Genomic DNA, 19253 nt, shown 5'->3' on the forward strand with positions numbered 1-19253 from the left:
GCCGAACATGTGGCTGTGGACGCACCCGACCGACGGGAAGTGAGCAGGAATTGAACCGGTATCTGGATCTGCTTTCCCACCATCTGAACAGCTCCCGGCCGGCCGCCCGCGACTTCCTGGAGATCGGCCGGCGCGCCGGGCACTTCCCGGCGGCGCTGAGCAACAAGGGCGGGCGCGACGCCGAGATCAAGGTGTGGTGCAGCAACGACTACCTGGGCATGGGCCAGCACCCGGCCGTGCTCAAGGCGATGCGGGACGCGGTCGAGCGGTTCGGCGCCGGCTCCGGTGGCTCGCGCAACATCGGCGGGACGAACCATCACCACGTGCTGCTGGAGCGGGAGCTGGCCGAGCTGCACGGCAAGGAGGAGGCGCTGCTGTTCACCTCCGGCTACACCGCCAACGACGGCGCGCTGACCGTCATGGCCGGGCTCGTCGAGGGCTGCCTGGTCTTCTCCGACGAGCTCAACCACGCCTCCATCATCGACGGGCTGCGGCACAGCGGCGCCGAGAAGCGCGTCTTCCGGCACAACGACGTCGGGCACCTCGAGGAGCTGATCGCCGCGGCCGACCCGAACCGGCCGAAGATGATCGTCCTGGAGTCCGTCTACTCGATGTCGGGCGACGTCGCGCCGATCGCGGAGATCGCCGACATCGCCAAACGGTACGGCGCGGTCACCTTCCTCGACGAGGTGCACGCCGTGGGCATGTACGGTCCGCAGGGCGCCGGCATCGCGGCGAGCCTCGGGCTGGCCGGCGAGTTCACCGTCGTGATGGGGACGCTGGCCAAGGGCTTCGGCACCGTCGGCGGCTACATCGCCGGGCCGTCCATCATCGTCGACGCGGTCCGGGCCACCTCGCGCCCGTTCATCTTCACCACCTCGCTCCCGCCGGCGGTCGCGGCGGCCGGGCTGGCCGCGGTGCGGCATCTGCGCGGCTCGGAGGTGGAGCGCCAGCGGCTCGCCGGCAACGCCCGGCTGCTGCACAGCATGCTCAAGGAGCGCCAGATCCCGTTCCTGTCCGACATGACGCACATCGTGTCGCTGTTCGTGGGCGATGACGCGCTGTGCAAGGAGGCCTCGCGGCTGCTGCTGGAGCGGCACGGGATCTACGTGCAGGCGATCAACGCGCCGAGTGTGCGGGCGGGGCAGGAGATCCTGCGGATCGCGCCCAATGCCGTGCACACCGAGGGCGACGTGCGCGCGCTCGTCGAGGGGCTCGAACAGATCTGGGGCGAGCTCGATGTGCCTCGCGGACCGGTGCGGATGCCGTCCCCCGAGCGGGTCAGCGGCTGAACCGCCGGTGTGTGTGCTCAGCCGGTCGGGTCCGCCGCCAGTACCGCGGCGAGCCCCGCCCGGCCGGGCACGCCGGTCTTGCGGTACACCCGGGTCAGGTGCAGCTCGACGGTGCGCTGGGTGACGTGGAGACGCTCGGCGATCTCCCGGTTCGTGAGCCCCTCCGCGGCCAGCTCCGCCACCTGACGCTCAGCCCTCGTCAGCGCCGCGACGCCGCTGAAGACCAGGCGGCGGGGCCGGGCACCGGCGAGCAGCAGCTGCCGGTGGGCGCGTTCGGCGGTGCGGGCGGATTCGCACTCCTGGGCCAGTTCCAGCGCGCGCCGCAGCGTCTCCCGGGCGGGTTTGCGCTGCTGCCGCACGATCTGCTCGCCGCCCAGGTCGACCAGCGCCCGCGCCAGGTCCAGCCGGGCGGGCGCCGGCTCGAGGATCCGCACCGCCTCCTCGAGCCGCGCCAGGGCGTCGTCGCCGGCCACCAGCGCGCCGGTGTGCTCGGCCGCGCCGAGCAGCCGGGGTGTGCCCCACTGCCGGGCCAGCGCCTCCTCCTCGGCGGCCAGGGCACGCGCCCGCGGCCCGTCGCCCAGCAGCAGGCAGGCCCGCACGGCGGCGGTGCGCCAGCTGAGCCAGGCCGGGTTGTCGATCCCCCACGCCGCCCGCGAGCGGCCGCACTCGATCAGGTCGTCGAGGCAGCCGCGCGGATCCTGCCGGGCGAGGCGGAGCAGGCCGCGGGCGTAGAGGAAGTCGCTCCACTGCGGCGCGGCCTCGAACGCGGCCGGCCACGGCCCCTCGGCCAGCGCCGCGGCCTCGTCCAGCCGGTCCTGCTCGGTGCGGCAGCGCAGCAGGGTCGGCAGCGCGAACAGCTGGAAGCGGTAGCCGCCGCCCGAGGCCAGCAGCGCCAGCGACCGCTCGGCCTCGGCGGCGGCGACCGCCAGGTCCCCGCGGCGGTACGCGCACCGGGCCCGGTAGGCGATCGCCTTCGACCACAGCAGCGGTGCCCGCTGCCGGCGCGCGGCGTCGATGATCCGGTCGAGCCAGGACTCCGCCTCGTCAAGCAGGTCGGCGTACATCAGGGTGGCCGCGGCGGCCAGCGCCGACGGCAGCCCGGCCGGCGCTGGCACCCCGGTGGCCAGGGCCTGCTGGGCCAGCGCGGTCGCCCGCACGCGGCCGTCCGGCCGGGCCGCGGTGATCAAGGCGAGCGCGCCGCTGTAGGCCCGGCGGCCGGGCGGTCCGGGCGCGGGTGGTGCCGCTGCGGCCTGCGGGGTGCTCTCCCGGGCCACCAACAGGCGGTGCGCGGCGAAGACCTCGGCTGCCGGGTCGGCCGGGTCGAGCCGGCCCAGCAGGTCGTCGAGGACGCCGACGGCCTCGGCGGCCCGGCCGGCGTGGGCGAGGATGTCGGGCAGCAGCAGCCCGGCCGGCTCGGCGAGCCCGTTCACCGCGCCGGCCGCCGACTCGCTCAGCGCCATGGAGAGGTACCACGCCGCCTGGTCCGGGTGGGTGACCGAGGCCGCCGCGCCGAGGCGCAGCAGCACGTCGCCGCGCGCCGGCGCCGGCAGCGGCTGGGCCAGCGCGCGGCGCAGGAAGTCGGCGGCGGCGCCGGGCGCGCCCCGGCCGAGCTCGCCGTCGGCGGCCTCGCAGAGCCGCCGGGCGATCCACGGCTCGTCCCGCGGCGGGACGTGCAGCAGATGACGGGCGACCTCCTCGGCGGGGGCGCCGGCCTGTTCGAGAACCCGGGCCGCGTGTTCGTGCAGCGCCGAACGCTGCACATCGGACAGTTGTGCCAGGAACGCGGCCGGGACGAGCGGGTGCCGGAACCACAGGCCGCCGTCGCGCTCCTCAGTGAGGTCGGCGTCGGCCAGTTCGCGGGCGATGCCGGCGGCCGCGGCCGGTTCGACGCCGGCGACCGCGGCGATCCGCTCGCAGGCGGTGCCGTCGCCGAGGGCCGCTGCGGCGCGGGCGAAGCCGGCGGTGCGGGTGGCCCGGTCGCGCAGGAACGCGGTCACCAGCACGGCGGCCGGCACCTCCATGGCGGCCTCGACGGCGGCGAGCCGCTCGCGGCGCGGGACGGTGCCGGTGTCCGCGAGCCTGCACAGCAGCGCCCGCAGCAGCTTGGGGTTCCCGGCCGTGTGCCGGTGGCAGGCGGCGGCGAACTCGGCGTCGCCCGGGCCGAGCGCCTCGCCGACGAGCGCGGCGACGGCCGCCGGGCTCAGCGGCGCGAGCCGCTCGACGCTCACGCGCGGGTCGCCGGCCCACTCGTCGAACGCGTCGGGGCGCGGTGAGCGCCGGTCGGCCCGGTACGCCAGGACGACGCCGACCGGCCGGTCAGCGCACCGCCGCAGCAGGTGCCCGAGCCACCGCAGCGTCGCCGGATCGGCCCAGTGGGCGTCGTCCAGGCACAACAGCACGGGCCGTTGCGCGGCCCGCTCGCGCACGATCCCGGTCAGTTCCCGCATGCGGGCCGGCAAAGCGGCGTCCGCGGCCGGTGGTTCGCCAAGCAGCCGCCGGGCAGCGCCGAGCCTGACATCCTGGTCCAGCTCGTCGGCCGCGGTGGCGAGCACGGTGACGTCCGGGCCGGCCCGGCGCGCGGCCTCGGCGAGGAGCCGGCTCCGGCCGGTCCCGGTGAGCATGACGAGCGCCGCGCCGTCGCGGCGAACACGGCCGAGCCGCTCGGCGATCGCGGCGAGCTGTGGCTCACGGTCCAGCAGCAGCGCGGCGAAGGCCCGAACCACGGCGTCACGGCCGCGTTCACTCACCCCGGCGCCCGCGCAGCGGTGTACTCGCGGGACCGGGTCACCGGACTCCTCGTGCGGCCCCGGCGAGGTGCTCCGAGAGGGCTGCCAGGACCTCGGCCGCGCGGCTGCTCACGAAGAAGTGGCCGCCCTCGAAGACCTTGAGGTCGAACGGGTCCTGAGAGTACTGCTCCCATTCCCGCGCCTCGTCGACGGTGGTATGCGGATCCCGATCACCGGTGAAGACCGTGATCGGGCACGGTGGTGGGCCGCCCGGCACGTACCGATAGGTCTCCACCGCGCGATAGTCGCTGCGCAACGTGGGCATGATCATGGCCAGCACCTCCGGGTCCTGCAGGACCGCGGCCTCGGTACCGCCGAGCGAACGGATCTCGGCGGCGATTCGCGCGTCGTCGCCCAGGTGCACCCGCTCCACTTTCTGCACGTGGGGTGCCCGGCGCCCGGAGACGATGAGGCGCAGGGGCTGCTCCGGTCGGTCCCGCCGGATCCGCCGGGCCACCTCGAACGCGATGACAGCACCCATGCTGTGCCCGAAGAGGGTCAGCGGCTGCCGGGACCACGATCGCATGGCCTGGTGGATGCGGTCGGCCAGCACGGCGATGTCGTCGACGCAGGGTTCGCCGCGCCGGTCCTGGCGGCCCGGATACTGCACCGAGACGACGTCCACGTCCGGCGCCAGTGCCCGTGCGACGGGAATGAAGTAGCTGGCGGCACCGCCCGCGTGCGGGAAGCAGACGAGGCGGTTCGCGGCCTCGGTCGCCGGCTTGAACCGCCGGAACCATAGCGACTCGTCGTTCATGTCGTCCTAACTGGTCGGCCGGGGATCCCGGAGGATGACGATCGAGGTGAGCAGCAGGCCGTCGCCGGCTGTCCACCGGCCTTCGAGGCCGGTGAGCGTTCGTCCCTGAACGGTGGGAAGTTCGGTGAGCAGCCGCGCGGTGAAGGTTCCGTCCGGGACCAGGCTGATATCGGCCTCCTCGAAGTCGAGCCAGCGCTGGGTCAGGGGGAACCATGCCTTGTAGACGCTCTCCTTGGCGCTGAACAGCAGGCGGTCCCAGCGGATGCCGGGCGCGGTGGCGCGCAGGAGCCGTAGCCGGTCACGTTCGGTGGGCAGCGAGATGGCCTCCAGCACCCCGTCGGGCAGGTCGGCGGCCGGTTCGGCGTCGATGCCGATGGTGACGACGTCCTCGGCGCGGCCGAGCGCGCAGGCGCGGTAGCCGTCGCAGTGGGTGATGCTGCCGAGCGTGCCGTCGGGCCAGCGGGGAGCACCGCGCACCCCCGGCACGATCGGCGCGGGCGGCAGGCCCAGTTCCGCGAGCGCGGCCCGGGCGCACCAACGTGCCGTGATGAACTCGTTGCGCCGCTTCGGCACGGACTGGCCGAGTGCGGCCTCCTCCTCGGCGAAGAGTTCGATCGGTGACGGCGGGTCGCCGAACGCCTCCGCCGCGACGACCGGTGCCGGCAGGATCGTCCTGATCACAACCGCCCCGCCCCGAACCACATCTCGGCCGGGCGGCCGGTGTCCGGCAGGATCTGCCGGGGTTGACCGGACGTGCTGTGGCGCGGACGCCACTCCCGCGGGTAGCCCAGCGACACCTCCTCGAAACGGACCCCGTCGTGCCAGGTGGTCCGGGGGATGTGCAGGTGTCCGTAGACCGAGACCACGGCGCCGAAGCGCGTGTGCCAGTCGGCCGTGCGCTCGGTGCCGCACCACTGCGCGAAGATCGGGTAGCGCAGGATCCGCAGCGGAGCGCGCACCAGGGGATAGTGGTTGACGAGCACGGTGGGCAGCGCGGGCTCGCAGCTCGCCAGGCGTTGCTCCGTGACCGCCACCCGGGCCTCGCACCACGCCTCCCGGGTCGGGAAGGGATCGGGGTGCAGCAGGATCTCATCGGTGCACACCACGCCGGTCTCGTGCGCCCGAGCCAGCGCCTCCTCCTTGGTGCGCAGGTCCGGGGGCAGGAACGTGTAGTCGTAGAGCAGAAACAGGGGCGCGATCCGGACCGGCCCGCCGGGTGCCTGCCACACCGGATACGGGTCCTCCGGCGTCACCACACCCAGGTTCCGGCAGAGCTGGACCAGGGCGTCGTATCGCTCGGCGCCACGCAACGTCACCGGGTCGTCGGGCGGGGTCCACAGCTCGTGGTTGCCGGGTGCCCACACCACCTTGGCGAACCGCTCGGCGAGGCGGCCCAGCGCCCATTCCACATCGGCGAACCGCTCCGCGACGTCCCCGGGGACCAGCAGCCAGTCGTCGGGCGACTCTGGTCGCATCCGAGCCACGATCTCGCGGTTCTCCGGATACCCGACGTGCAGATCGCTGATCGCGAGCAGTTTGCCGCTCACCGTCATCCGCGAATTCCAGCGGCGGGCCGGGACACCACGTCCCGACCCTGGTCAATGGCTGAACAGGTTTCGATCACAGACATGTTGGACGATGTTTCCCTCGTAACAGAATGCCGGTGGGCACAGATTCCGATATTTTATTCCGAGGCCCGCCCCCGGTGCTGTCGCCGGCATATCGCAGGTGCCTCACCGAAAGACAACAGCGCGCTATGGGAACGATATGCGGGCCTGCGACCATCTTGCGGTGTAGACCTCCTCAACTCCCCGAAGGATTGTTGTGGCTGATCAGATCGCCGTTACGCCGCGGCTCGCCGAATACGTGCGGGAGATGTCCCTGCGGGAGGACGACCTCCTGCGCGAGCTGCGCGAAGAGACCTCGGGCATGCCGGGCGGGCGAGCCATGCAGGTGCTCGCCGAGGAGGGTCAGCTGCTCGGGCTCCTCGCCGGCCTCGTCAATGCCCGCGCCGTCCTGGAGATCGGAACGTTCACGGGCTACAGCACGCTATGCCTGGCACGCGCCCTCCCACCGGAAGGGCGTGTGGTCACCTGCGATGTCACCGATCGCTGGCCAGCGATCGGTGCGCCGTACTGGCGCCGGGCCGGAGTGGCGGATCGCATCGATCTGCGGGTCGCAGACGCCGCCGAGACCCTGGAGAAGATTCTGGTCGAGGAGGGCCCGGGCGTCTTCGACCTCGTGTTCGTGGACGCCGACAAGGTCAACTACCGGCGCTACTACGAGCTTTCCATCGCGCTCGTCCGGCCCGGCGGCCTGATCGTCGTGGACAACACGTTGTTCTTCGGACGGGTGGTGGATCCGCACGCGCAGGACCCGGACACCGAAGGCGTCCGCGAGCTCAACGCCGTCCTCCGCGACGACGACCGGGTGGAGCTGAGCATGCTGGCCGTTGCGGACGGCATCACCCTCGCCCGCCGGCTCGCTTGACCAGTCACCCAGCGACTCGGACCAGGGCACGACCCCCCGCGGACCCGAGTTCTTTCGCACGCCAAACCTGCTCAGCCGCCCCATCGCCTCGACGTAGTATCCGGACAGCTCCTCTCGATACATCCGCTCGCGAGCGAACACCCAGGTCAGGCGGTCCATCGTGTACTGGCCGACGCCCTGCGTGCGCAGCAGGTGCAGATCGGCCAGCTCATCCAGCAGCTCTTCCGCCCGGCCCAGCGAGCATTCCAGCAGCACCGCCACCACTCGGGGGCGGATGGGCTGCTCGGTGATCATGCTGAGCCGCCGCAACACCGGACGCAGGTCCGTCCCGTCCCGGGAGCAGTGCGCAAGGGCGTCGTACACACGGCTCAGCGCCGTTCGTACCGCCATGTCGTCCACCTTCAGCTCGTCCAGGATGCGCTGCGGGTCCGAGAGCCGCAGCGCGAAGTCGACGAGGCTGCGGCGCGGCCGGCGCTGCAGGCGGACACCGGCGATGCGAAGCGCCAGAGGCAGGCCTTCGCAGGCCCGGACGATGGCCCGGGCGGCCTGGGGCTCGACGGCGACCCGGGGCGCGCCGATGAGGCCGGCCAGCAGCTCGAGTGAGTCGTCCTCGTCCAGCGGGTCCAGCACGACGGCACAGGAGCCGCTGAGGTCGGCGAGGGCGGTCCGGCTGCCGATCAGCACCCGGCTGTCGCCAGAGCCGGGAAGCAGCGGGCGCACCTGGGAGGCATCGCAGATCTCGTCCAGCACGATCAGGACCCGGCGCTGCGCGATCATCGACCGGTAGAGCGAGAACCGGTCGGTGGCCTCGGACGGGATGGCCCCGGGCGGCAGCCCCAGACTGATCAGGAATCGCTGGACCACGTAGTCGGGATCGGCGCTCGCACGTTGCGAGCCCGCGAAACTGGCGTAGAGCTGACCGTCGGGGAAGTCGCCGCGGGCCGCGTGGGCGACCCGTAGCAGCAGGCTGGTCTTGCCGATCCCGGCAGCGCCGGTGACAGCGGCCGCCACCACCGCCGGCCCCGCCGACCCGGACGAAGTGAGCAGGTCCCGCAGCTTTCGGGCCTCTGCGGCGCGGCCGGTGAAACCACAGGTCTCGGGCAGGAGCTGGGCGGGTCTCTCGGACGGAAGCTGGACGATCGTGGCGGGTTTCTCGCCCTCCACGCCGGGCTGCGACTCACCGCGCTGCGCAGAGACATTGACGAGCACGGACTCGTCCTCGCCGCGCAGGATGCGACGCTGGATCTCCCGCAGCTCCGCGCCGGGCTCCATACCGAACTGACTGCCCAGCTCAGCGCGGGTGTGCTGGAAGAGTTCGAGCGCCTCCAGCTGCTGGCCTGACCGGAAGAGGGCGAGCATGAGGCGGCCCACGAAAGCCTCGTTCAGCGGCTGATCCCAGACGATCCTGCGCAGCTCCGGCAGCACCTCGGCATGCCGCCGCAGGGCCAGTTGCATGTCCAGCCGGCAGCCCAGCGCCTCCAGCCGCAGCTCCTCCAGGTGAACACCCTCGGACGCGTGCAACAGCCTGGACGGTACGTCCAGGAACGGTTCGTGCCGCCACAAGCTGAGCCCTCGGTCGATCTCCGCCACCGCGCCCGGCAGGTCGTCGGCTTGGGCGAGTTCCTTCGCCACCCTTCGGTGTGCCAGAAACCGGCCCAGGTCCGTGTCCTCCTCCCGCACCCGGATCAGATAGCCGGGCGGTTGCGTCACGATCCGCTCGGCACCGGCCTTGTCGAGCACCTGACGCAGTCGCATGACGTAGGTCCGGATCGTTGCCGCCGCGCTCGGGGGAGGCGCGTCGTCCCAGACGAACCGTGCGATCCGATCCACGGTGACGACCTTGTTGGGATTGAGCAGCAATGTGGCCAACACAACACGCTGCCGCGGGGCGGAAATGGCCACTTCTGTGTCTCCCGATCGCACCACCAACGGACCGAGAACGAGAAATTCCAACACCTGTTCCTCATGAATGCACAGTTCCCCGACCACGCCTGAATTCTGACATCAAAATATGTTCAGAAAGTAACCGTGAACTGGGCCATCCGGGACGGACGGCCGTCACCGGCACAGGGGGCAGTAATCGGAAAGTAGCGGGCCAGTTACGCCGACAAGCATGACCGGGAGCGGAGCTTCCGGCAAGTCATTGAGGTAAATATCCATATATTCAAAAAACGCAAGGAGCCCTTGGCCGGAGAACGGGCGATGTGCTGGCAAACCCGCTGCTCAAGCCACGGGCTCCCGGGTGGACGTCAGCGAGCGGCGGTCAGGCCGGCCGCCGATACGCCGGCGAGATCCGCGGCGTCGAGCCGCATCGTCGTCAGACCGTTCCATTTGGTGGGAAGCAGATGGAGTCGCTGGACCCCCTCCACCTCTGGCTCACACAGGGTGTCCCGGCAGCCGCACGAGGCGTCGTCGAACCCGGCGAACCGGTAGGCGACCTCCATCATCCGGTTACGGTCCGTGGGCCGGAAATCGGCGACGAAGTGCACCGACGCCCGCGCCGCCTGGTCCCCCAGCCATCCCAGGATCGCCGATCCCGCCCCGAAGGAGACGACGCGGCAGGAGGTGGCCAGCAGCCGAAGATGCCAGACGGCCGGGTGCCGCTCGACCAGGATGACACCGACGGCACCGTGCGGCCCGAAGCGATCGGTGAGGGCCGCCACCAGAACCTCGTGGTGGGGGTCCTGCAGCAACCCGCGCAGGGTCTCGTCCGAGTAGTGCACCCCGGTGGCGTTCATCTGGCTGGTGCGCAGCGTGAGCTCCTCGACCCGGGACAACTCCTCCTCGCTCGCCGGCCCGATGCGCAGCACGAGGTCGAGCGAGCGCAGGAATTCGTCGTCCGGGCCGTTGAACTCGGCGCGCTCAGCGTCACGCCGAAACCCGGCCTGGTACATCTGCCGGCGGCGGCGCGAGTCCACGGTGTCGGCCGCCGGGGTGAATTCCGGCAGGCCGAGGAGCGACTCGGCCACCTCGGCCGGATAACAGCGGACCTCCGGAAGGTGGTAAGCGACCTCGGCCCGCTCGGCGGGCTGGTCGTCGATGAACGCGATGGTCTTCGGCGCGAAGTTCAGCTTCTCGGCGATGCGGCGCACCGCGTCCGACTTGCGTCCCCAACCGATCTCGGGCAACACGAAGTACTCCGCGATGCCGAGCGCCTCCAGCTGTGACCAGGCCATGTCGTGGTCGTTGCGGCTGGACACCGACTGCAGAACGCCCCGCGCGTCCAGACCCACGATGGTGTCGCGGATCGAGTCGGCGAGCACCACCTCGCCGTCCTCCAGCAGGGTGCCCTGCCACAACGTGTTGTCCAGGTCCCAGACGAGACACTTCACAGTGGTCGGCGGCGTGGACGACGGATTCGCCGTCATGGTCAACCCCTCTGTCACTTGGTGGCCAGCACGTGATCGGCCAGCAGCAACTGGCACATCTCGTTGCTGCCCTCGATGATTTCCATGCATTTGGCGTCGCGGAAGGCGCGGGCCACCGTGTGCCCGTCCCGGGTGGCGGCGGAGGCCAGGACCTGGACGGCGATGGCCGAGCCCTGCGCCGCCTGGGTCGCGCTCACGTGCTTGGCGAGCACGGTGGCGAGGACCTGGTCCGCGGAGCCCTCATCCCAGCACCGGCTGGCATGCTCGCAGGCACGGGTCGCGGCCTGCTCCGCGATCAGCAGGTCCGCGAGGTGCCGGGCGACGAGCTGGTGGCTGCCCAGCGGCCGTCCGAACTGCTCCCGTGATCTGGCGTGGGCGCCCGCCGCCGCCAGGCAGGCGCGGAGGATGCCGACACAGCCCCAGGCGACCGACATCCGGCCGTAGGCCAGTGCCGTGGTCACCAGCAACGGCAGGAACTGGCCACCACCGCCGAGCAGGCTCGTCGCCGGCAGCCGCACCCGCGTCAGCCGGATGTCGGCGTGGCCGGCCGCCCGGCAGCCCAGCGGATCGGCGATGCGCTCGACCCGCACGCCCGGCTCGCGGGTGGGCACCACCACGGCACCGGCGCCGCCGTCGTCGAGAATGCCGACCACCACCACGACGTCGGCGTACGCGGCCGCGGTCGACCAGGTCTTGGTGCCCTCGACCACGACCGAGTCGCCGTCGCGGATGATCCGGGTCGTGATCGCCGACAGGTCGCTGCCGGCCTGCGGCTCGCTGAAGGCGACCGCGGCGAGCTCCCCGCCGGTGAGGCGGGTCAGCAGGTCGCGGCGCTGCTCTTCGGTGCCCAGCCGATCGATGGTCCAGGCGGCCATACCCTGCGACGTCATGATGCTGCGCAGGGAGGAGCAGAGGCTGCCGACGTGGGCGGTGAACTCACCGTCCCCCGCGCTGTCCCAGCCGAGCCCGCCGTGGACGGTGGGTACCTGGGGGCACAGGTACCCAGCCGCACCGAGCCTCACCAGCAGCTCCCGGGGAAGCTGGCCGGTTCGGTCCCAGCTTTCCGCCTGCTCACCGACGAGCTCGGTGAGCAGATCGCGAGCCGCGGCGAGACCGTCAGGCACCGCTCGCCCCCGCGGCGCTGCGCAGGCGGTGTACCAGCGCCACCATGTTGGCGACGGTGCGGAAGTTGTCGAGGCGCAGGTCGGCACCGCGGATGGAGATCCCGTAGGTCTGCTCCAGGTGCACCACCAGCTGCATCGCGAACAGTGAGGAGAGCCCACCGGCGGCGAAGAGATCCACCTGCGGATCCCAGGACCGCTTGGTCTGTGCCTCCAGGAAACGGAGAATGTCCTTCTCCACCTCGCCGCCGTCGACCGTAGCGTCGTGAACGCCCAGCTCGGTCATCGCATCCATCTCAATCTTTGGGAAGTAGTCGGTTGCCTGATCAGTTCGTGTACTCGTAGAAACCGCGGCCGGACTTGCGGCCGTGAGCACCCAGCCGCACCTTCTCCAGCAGCAGTTCGCACGGGCGACAGCCCTCGTCACCGGTGCGCTCGAAGAGAACCTGCAGCGAATCGACGAGGTTGTCGATGCCGATCAGGTCGGCGGTCCGCAGCGGTCCGGTGCGGTGGCCGAGGCAGTTCTCCATGAGCGTGTCGACGGCCTCGACGCTCGCGGTGCCCTCCTGCACGATGCGCGCCGCATCGTTGATCATCGGGTGCAGGACTCGGCTGGTGACGAAGCCCGGCGCGTCCTTGACGACGATGGGCTGCTGCCCCAGAGCGGCCAGGGAACGCCCCAGGGCCGCCATGGTGTCCTCACCCGTGCGGACTCCGCGAATGACCTCGACCGTGCGGATCAGGTACGGCGGGTTCATGAAGTGGGTACCCACCACCTCCTCCGGCCGCTCGGCGAAGGAGGCGAGCTCGTCGATCGGGATCGAGGAGGTGTTGGAGACCAGCGGCGTGCCGGGTCGCACCGTGGCCGACAGCTCCGCGAGCACCTTCGCCTTGATCTGCGGATCCTCCGTGGTCGCCTCGATGACCACGGTGCGCTCGGCGACACCACCGACCGTGGTGGCGGTCTCGAGCACGCCGGTCGCCTCGTCGTGCGGGTGCCGGCCCATCAGCTGGGCCATCCGCAACTCCGCGGCGATCCGCGCGCGGGCGTCGTCCAGCCGGGCCTCGTCGACGTCGACCAGCAGGACCGGCAACCCGCGGACGAGGGCCAGGGTGGCGATCCCGACGCCCATGACGCCCGCACCCACCACGGCGATGCGTTGATCGCCCGGCGTGCCGGGCTGGGGTTCTGTCTTCGAGTACACATCGCTCCTTGGATTGGTCAGGGATCGGGATGGTTAGGAGAGAACCGATTCGAGCCAGTCGGAAACCGCCCGGCTCGTCGTGGCCGTGTGCTGCTCCAGCATGGAGAAGTGGTCCCCGGGGACATCGACGACCGCCTGCGCGGACGGCCAGCTCGATCGCCAGTCGCCGAAGCCCGCCGCCGCCTTGCCCAACGGATCGGACGCCCGCACCAGCAGGACCGGGGCCCGCACCGCCGGCGGCTCGTAGTCATCGAGGAGCTGGAAGTAGCGGCCCATCGCGGTGAGCCGGGTGCCGTCCATCGGCACGGCCCTGTCCTCGCGGTCGAACATGCCCCGCAGCAGCACGTCATTGAACTGCGTCATCGCCTTGTTGCTGGACAGGTAGGTGTCCAGCAGCACCACGGCGGCCGGGTGGACGCCGCGCTGCTCCAGCTGCGCCGCCACGCCGTGGGCGATGATGCCTCCCGAGGAGGAGCCGAGCAGCACCAGGCGTCGATCACGGCCGATCCGATCGAGGACCTCCTCTGCCTGGTACTCGAACATCGCCGCCATCGTCGCCGGAAGCCGATGGCCGGGCAGGAAGCCGGGTGCGGAGATCGCGCTGGCGCCGTACGCGCCCCGCAGCTGGGCGGCGAACCGGGCGTACTGGTGACCCCCGCCGAGCGCCACCATCGATCCGAAGCAGACCAGCTCCGGGGCTTCGTCGTGGACGCTCAGCCGCAGCAGTTCCGGCGGCTCGCCGCTGGCACGCAACTCCGCCGCGGTCTGGAACCGCGGCCGCAGCGCGGAGGCGTTCTTGAGCAGGCCGATGGCCTCGTCGGGCTGCCCTCGCCGGACCAGCTGGCGAAACAGCGTGGCGACCGGATCGGACTCGGCGGGCCGTGGCTCAGGGGCCGGCCGCTGCGCACCGCCTGGCTCCGCCTGCGCGCGGCTGGCGGCGGCCGCCCACTCCGTGCGCAACGCCTCGGCGAGCTTGGCGGAGGTGCCGCTGGTGAACACGACGGTCGGCAGCAGGTTCAGGCCGAGGACCGTGGCCAGGCGGTTGCGCAGTTCCAACGCGGTCAGCGAGTCGAAGCCGACCGAGAGGAAGGCGTCGTCGGCACCGATCGGGGTCGCGTCGGCGTGGCCGAGGACCTGGGCGGCATGCAGCCGTACCGTCTCCTCGATCAGGCGCAGCCGCTCGGCGGGGTCCGCCGCGGCCAGCCGCTCCCGGAGCCGGTCGTCGGTCGCGGTCCTGGCCTGGACAGGGGCCCGCACCAGCGACTTCAGCAGGTGTGGCACCGGGCCGTCGCGGAACGCGGAGACGTCGATGGCCACCGGGACGAGCACCGGGTCGGGGACGGTGAGGGCGGCGTCGAACAGCGCCGTACCGGTGTCGGCGGAGAGCCCCTGGACACCGCTTCGGGCCATGCGGCTCACGTCGGCGCCGGAGAGGTCCGCGGTCAGGCCGCTGCGCGTCTCCCACAGGCCCCAGGCGAGCGACTTGGCCGGCAGGCCGGCTCGATGCCGCGCGGTCATCAGGGCGTCCGCGGCGAGGTTGGCGGCCGCGTACGCCGACTGTCCAGGACCACCGAAGATGCCGGCGACCGACGAGTACACCACGAACGCGCGCAACCGGGTGCCGAGCGTCGCCTCGTGCAGATTCCAGGTGCCGTCGACCTTCGGGCGCAGCACCCCGCTCAGCCGCTGCGCGGTGACGTCGGTCAGCACGCCGTCGTCGAGCACGCCGGCCGTGTGCACGACCGCGGTGAGCGGACGCTGCGCCGGGATGCGCGACAGCGCCGCGTCGAGCGCCGCACGGTCCGTGACGTCGCAGGACTCGACCGTGACCTGGGCTCCCGCCGCGGTCAGGTCGGCGACCAGCTCGGCGACCCCCGCCGTGGCCGCACCCCGGCGGCCGAGCAGCAGGAGATGGCGTACGCCGTGCCGTGCGACCAGGTGCCGCGCCAGGATGCCGGCGAGCGTGCCACCCCCACCGGTCACCAGCACGGTGCCGTCACCACCGAAGAATTCCGCCTCGTCCGGTGCCCCGCCCGCACGGACCCGCGTCAGCCGGGGCACGTGGATGCTGCCGGCCCGCAGCGCGGCCTGCGGCTCACCGCTGTCGAGGACGGCGCCCAGCCGATCAACTGTGGCCCGGGCGTCGTCCGTGTCGAGCAGGACGAACCGGTCGGGGTTCTCCTGCTGGGCCGAGCGGACCAGGCCCCAGACGGCCGCGGCGGCGACGTCGACCGGCCCCTCGCCGGGATCGGTGGCGCCGCGGGTCACCACGACCAACGGCGGGCAGTCCGCAGCCGGCCGGGCCAGCCAGGCGTGCAGCCGGGCCAGCACCGCCGCGGTAACGGCGTGCACCGCGTCCGGGGTGCCGCCTTCGGCGGGCGGACACGGCAGCAGCACCGCGTCGAGGCCGGTCACGTCGTCGCCGGCGGTGGGCACGACACCGGCCGGCAGCAGCCGGTCGTCGCCGTCGCCGAGCAGCGCCCATCGGCCGGCCGCCGGAACGGTCCTGACCGGGCCGTCGAGGTTGGCCCACTCGACCCGGAACAGCAGGTCGGTGGGGGCGCGCAGCGAGTCGAAGGACGCCGTGCGCATGACCAGCGTGCCGATGCTGACGATCGGGTGCCCGTCCGCGTCCGTCACCTGCAGCGACACGGCGTCCGGGCCGTCCGGCCGGAGGGCGGCACGCAGCACCCGGCCGGCGGGGGCGCCCGGGAAGATGCGTACCCGATGCCAGGAGAAGGGCAGTGGCACGCCGTCCGCGGCCGGCTGCTCGTCCGGGTTCTGGCCGGCGTCGGCGTTGCGCAGCGTGACGGTGTGCAGCAGGGCGTCCAGGAGCGCGGGGTGCAGGGTGAAGTGCTCGGTCACGAGCTGCGGTAGCGCGGCCTCGGCGAAGATCTCCGCACCGTCGGCCCAGGCGGCGCGCAGGCCCCGGAAGGCCGGGCCGTACTCCACACCGCGCGCCTCCAGGATGCGGTAGAGGCTTCCGATCGTCATCTCCCGCGCGCCGGAGGGCGGCCACTGCGCCTGCGGTGCCGGCGTCGACGCGTCGGAGGCGGCAGCCAGCACGCCGCTGCCGTGCGCGGTCCACTCCGCCTCGGTGCCGGCGTCCTCGGGCCGGGAATGGATCTCGACGGCGCGGCGCCCGGCCTGGTCCGCGGCCCCGACGGTCAGCCGCAGCTGCACGCCCAGGCCGGCGTCGGGACCGCTGGGCAGCACCATCGGCGCGGCGAGCGTGAGCTCCTCGATCAGGTCGCAGCCGAACCGCCGGCCCACGTGTGCCGCCATCTCCAGGTAGGCCGCGCCCGGCAGCAGCACGGTGCCGCGTACGGCGTGGTCGGCCAGCCACGGCTGAGTCGCCACCGACAGCCGGCCGGTGAAGACGGTGCCACCCGCACCGGGCAGCTCGACCGCCGCGCCCAGCAGCGGATGCCCCGGGTCGCCCTGCCCGACGGACGAGGGGTCACCGCCCGCCTTGGTCGCCTGGAGCCAGTACCGCTGCCGCTGGAAGGCGTACGTGGGCACGTCGACCGGGCGAGCGCCGGACGGCTCGAATGCCGGACTCCAGTCGACCGGCAGGCCGGCCACATGCGCCTGGCCGAGCGAGGTCAGCAGCCGCCGCGCTCCGCCGTCCTCGCGACGCAGCGTCTCGACGATGGTGAGGCCGTCGAGGCCGGCGTCGGCCGCGCAGTCCTGGATGTTGAAGATCAGGGTGGGATGGGGACTGACCTCGACGAAGGTGCGGTGACCGGCCTCGAACAGGATCTTGACCGCATCGTGGAACCGGACGGTCTGGCGAAGGTTGCGAAACCAGTACCGCGGCCCGAGCCCGGACGGCCGGACCCAGGCGGCGTCGACGGTGGACAGCATCGGGATGGAGCCCGGAGCAGGTTGGATGCCGGCGAGTGCGGCGATGAGCGTCTCGCGCACGGGGTCGACGTCGGCGGAGTGGGGGGCGTAGTCGATCGGGGTCCGGAAGGCCAGCACGCCGTCCGACTCGGCCAGGAGGGTGTCCATCGCCAGCGCCTCGCCGGCCAGCACCGACACGCGCGGCCCGTTGACGGCGGCGATCGACAGGCGGCCCCCGTACCCGTCGATCAGCTTCTCCGCCTCCTCGGCGGACAGCAGCACGGTGGCCATCGCCCCGCCGCCGGTCACGCTCGCCAGCGCACGGCTGCGCAGCACCGCGATCGCGGCGGCGTCCTCCAGGCTGAGCAGCCCGGCGACGCAGGCCGCGGCGACCTCACCCTGGCTGTGTCCGACCACCGCGGCGGGCTGGATGCCGTGTGCCTGCCACACCGCCGCGAGCGACACCAACACGCAGAACAGCACCGGTTGCAGCACCTGCACGTCGTCGATCGAGGGCGCACCGGGCTCCTGCCGCAGCACCGCGGCGGCTGACCAGTCGAGGTGGGCGGCGAGCGCCCGCTCGCAGTCCGCCATCCGCGCGGCGAACACCGGTGAACTGTCCAGCAGCTCCCGCGCCATGCCCGGCCACTCCGCGCCGAGGCCGGGGAAGACGAATACGGCCTTGCCGGGCTTCGCGGGGGCGGTGCCGAGCGTGACGGACGGGGCGTTCTGCTCGCGGGCGAGCGAGCCGAGCGCGTCGAGCAGTTCGTCGCGACCCTCGCCGACCACGACCGCCCGCTCGGCGAACCGGGATCGGCCACGTACGAGCGACAGCCCGACATCCGCCGGGTGCAGGCCCGGGTCGGCGGTGACGTGCGCGTGCAGCCGGGCTGCCTGCTCGCGCAGGGCCGCGGGCGTGCGGGCGGACAGGACCCAGGCGACCGGGCCTTCCGTGCGCCCCGTCATCTCCTGCGCAGCCTCGCTCGGCGCGCCCTCCAGAATGAGATGGGCGTTGGTACCGCTGGCACCGAAGGACGACACCGCGGCAAGGCGGGACCTGCCGGTGACCGGCCAGGGCGTCGCGGCGCTCAGCAGTGTCACGCCGCCCTGACTCCAGTCGACCTGCGCGCTCGGCTGGTCGATGTGCAGGGAGCGGGGCAGCACGCCGTGCCGCATGGCCAGCACCGTCTTGATGACGCCACCGACCCCGGCCGCCGCCTGCGTGTGGGTGAGGTTGGACTTCAGCGAGCCCATCAGCAGCGGCTGCCCCTCGGGACGGTCCTGGCCGTACACGGCGAGGACCGCCTGCGCCTCGATCGGGTCGCCGAGCACCGTGCCGGTGCCGTGCGCCTCAAGGGCGTCGACTTCGTGCGGGGACAGCCCCGCGTTCTGCAGGGCCTTGCGGATGACCCGCTGCTGCGCCGGGCCGTTCGGGGCGGTCAGCCCGTTGCTCGCGCCATCCTGGTTGACGGCCGAGCCGCGGATGACGGCCAGCACCGGGTGCCCGTTGCGCCGCGCGTCGCTGAGCCGCTCCAGCAGGAGCATCCCGACGCCCTCACCGAAGGCGGCGCCGTCGGCGCTGTCGGAGAACGACTTGCAGTGCCCGTCGGCGGCGAGCCCGCCCTGACGGTGGGCGTTGCTGAGGACCCCCGGCGCGGACATGACGGTCACACCGCCGGCCAGGGCCAGCCCGACGTCACCGGCGCGCAGCGCCTGCGTGGCGAGGTGGATCGCCACCAGGGAGGAGGAGCAGGCGGTGTCCAGGCTGACCGCGGGCCCCTCCAGCCCGAAGGTGTACGAGACGCGGCCCGACACGACGCTCGAGATGGTGCCGGTGCCGAGGAAACCGGCCAGGTCCTCGGGCGGGTTGCCGAGCCGGGAGCCGTACTCGCTGTTGATGACGCCGGCGTAGACGGCGGTGTCGCCGCCGCGCAGCGTCAGCGGATCGATCCCGGCACGTTCGAAGGTCTCCCAGCAGACCTCGAGCAGCAGCCGTTGCTGCGGGTCCATGGCCAGCGCCTCGCGCGGCGAGATGCCGAAGAAGCCCGCGTCGAACTCGAACGCGTCATGCAGGAACCCGCCCTTGATGACGGGCACGGTGCCGGGAGCGCCGGAGTCCGCCGGGTCCGGCGGCGGCGTGTCCCAGCCACGATCGGCCGGGACGGGTATGACACCGTCGCGCTCGGCGATCAGCAGCTCCCAGAGCTCCTCGGGCGTGCGCACACCGCCGGGGAACCGGCAGGCCATGCCGACGATGGCCACGGGTTCCCGCGTCACGGCGACGAGCCGGCGGTTCTCCTGCCGCAATTTCTGGTTGTCCATCAGGGACGCACGCAGCGCCTCGACAACCTGGTCCGCGGCCATGGCAGTCCTCTCCCTCTCCGATTG

At 72.3% G+C, this 19253-nt stretch carries 11 protein-coding genes and 1 pseudogene; 2 read left to right on the forward strand and 10 right to left on the reverse strand.

The features are described from left to right. Positions 1-50: 50 nt before the first annotated feature. The gene (gene hemA / locus AB0367_RS24650; RefSeq protein WP_366228760.1) at positions 51-1292 is read left to right on the forward strand and encodes a 5-aminolevulinate synthase; all 1242 of its coding nucleotides are present in this window, start codon (positions 51-53) and stop codon (positions 1290-1292) included. A 17-nt stretch (positions 1293-1309) separates the two neighbouring features. On the opposite strand, the gene AB0367_RS24655 is transcribed toward hemA, so the two are convergent. Genes AB0367_RS24655 through AB0367_RS24670 form a run of 4 tightly spaced genes read right to left on the reverse strand, consistent with a single transcriptional unit; the run spans position 1310 to position 6388 of the window. Beyond that, positions 1310-4039 carry a LuxR C-terminal-related transcriptional regulator gene (locus tag AB0367_RS24655; RefSeq protein ID WP_366228761.1) on the reverse strand — a complete coding sequence of 910 codons (2730 nt, stop codon included), beginning with the start codon at positions 4037-4039 and terminating at the stop codon, positions 1310-1312. Positions 4040-4076: 37 nt separating this feature from the next. Continuing rightward, the gene (locus AB0367_RS24660) at positions 4077-4835 is read right to left on the reverse strand and encodes an alpha/beta fold hydrolase (RefSeq protein ID WP_366228762.1); all 759 of its coding nucleotides are present in this window, start codon (positions 4833-4835) and stop codon (positions 4077-4079) included. A 6-nt stretch (positions 4836-4841) separates the two neighbouring features. Next, positions 4842-5516 carry a 4'-phosphopantetheinyl transferase superfamily protein gene (locus AB0367_RS24665; protein WP_366228763.1) on the reverse strand — a complete coding sequence of 225 codons (675 nt, stop codon included), beginning with the start codon at positions 5514-5516 and terminating at the stop codon, positions 4842-4844. Beyond that, a complete protein-coding gene (locus tag AB0367_RS24670; protein ID WP_366228764.1) occupies positions 5513-6388 on the reverse strand; it encodes a metallophosphoesterase in 876 nt (291 codons plus the stop codon). Before AB0367_RS24670 ends, AB0367_RS24665 begins: the two co-directional genes overlap by 4 nt. A 376-nt stretch (positions 6389-6764) precedes the next feature. Here AB0367_RS24670 and AB0367_RS24675 point away from each other — a divergent pair, with 376 nt between their 5' ends. After that, a complete protein-coding gene (locus tag AB0367_RS24675; protein ID WP_366228777.1) occupies positions 6765-7325 on the forward strand; it encodes a class I SAM-dependent methyltransferase in 561 nt (186 codons plus the stop codon). 486 nt (positions 7326-7811) lie between these two features. On the opposite strand, the pseudogene AB0367_RS24680 reads toward AB0367_RS24675, so the two are convergent. The 6 genes and pseudogenes from AB0367_RS24680 to AB0367_RS24705 all read right to left on the reverse strand — a co-directional run. After that, positions 7812-9314, reverse strand: a pseudogene (locus AB0367_RS24680) (BTAD domain-containing putative transcriptional regulator); the annotation flags it as partial. Between the two features lie 260 nt (positions 9315-9574). Then, positions 9575-10693, reverse strand: coding sequence for an HAD-IIIC family phosphatase (locus AB0367_RS24685; protein ID WP_366228765.1), 1119 nt, complete (start codon positions 10691-10693; stop codon positions 9575-9577). 14 nt (positions 10694-10707) lie between these two features. After that, entirely contained in the window at positions 10708-11817 is a 1110-nt protein-coding gene (locus AB0367_RS24690; protein ID WP_366228766.1) for an acyl-CoA dehydrogenase family protein, read from the reverse strand. After that, complete coding sequence (locus AB0367_RS24695) at positions 11810-12100, reverse strand: acyl carrier protein (RefSeq protein ID WP_366228767.1); 291 nt, start codon at positions 12098-12100, stop codon at positions 11810-11812. The genes AB0367_RS24690 and AB0367_RS24695 overlap by 8 nt, the downstream gene beginning before the upstream one ends. 40 nt (positions 12101-12140) lie before the next feature. After that, entirely contained in the window at positions 12141-13019 is an 879-nt protein-coding gene (locus tag AB0367_RS24700) for a 3-hydroxyacyl-CoA dehydrogenase family protein (protein WP_366228768.1), read from the reverse strand. Between the two features lie 33 nt (positions 13020-13052). Then, positions 13053-19229 (reverse strand): type I polyketide synthase, encoded by a 6177-nt coding sequence (locus tag AB0367_RS24705; protein WP_366228769.1) that lies wholly within the window; start codon positions 19227-19229, stop codon positions 13053-13055. Between the last annotated feature and the right edge of the window lie 24 nt (positions 19230-19253).

Source organism: Dactylosporangium sp. NPDC051484, assembly GCF_040689395.1.
GTDB lineage: Bacteria > Actinomycetota > Actinomycetes > Mycobacteriales > Micromonosporaceae > Dactylosporangium.

Bases quoted from the DNA above. Each gene is read 5' to 3' on its own strand.
- AB0367_RS24675 (WP_366228777.1), top strand. From the start codon at position 6,765: ATGCCGGGCGGGCGAGCCATGCAGGTGCTCGCCGAGGAGGGTCAGCTG.
- AB0367_RS24695 (WP_366228767.1), bottom strand. From the start codon at position 12,100: ATGACCGAGCTGGGCGTTCACGACGCTACGGTCGACGGCGGCGAGGTG.
- AB0367_RS24670 (WP_366228764.1), bottom strand. From the start codon at position 6,388: ATGACGGTGAGCGGCAAACTGCTCGCGATCAGCGATCTGCACGTCGGG.
- AB0367_RS24685 (WP_366228765.1), bottom strand. From the start codon at position 10,693: ATGACGGCGAATCCGTCGTCCACGCCGCCGACCACTGTGAAGTGTCTC.
- AB0367_RS24705 (WP_366228769.1), bottom strand. From the start codon at position 19,229: ATGGCCGCGGACCAGGTTGTCGAGGCGCTGCGTGCGTCCCTGATGGAC.
- AB0367_RS24660 (WP_366228762.1), bottom strand. From the start codon at position 4,835: ATGAACGACGAGTCGCTATGGTTCCGGCGGTTCAAGCCGGCGACCGAG.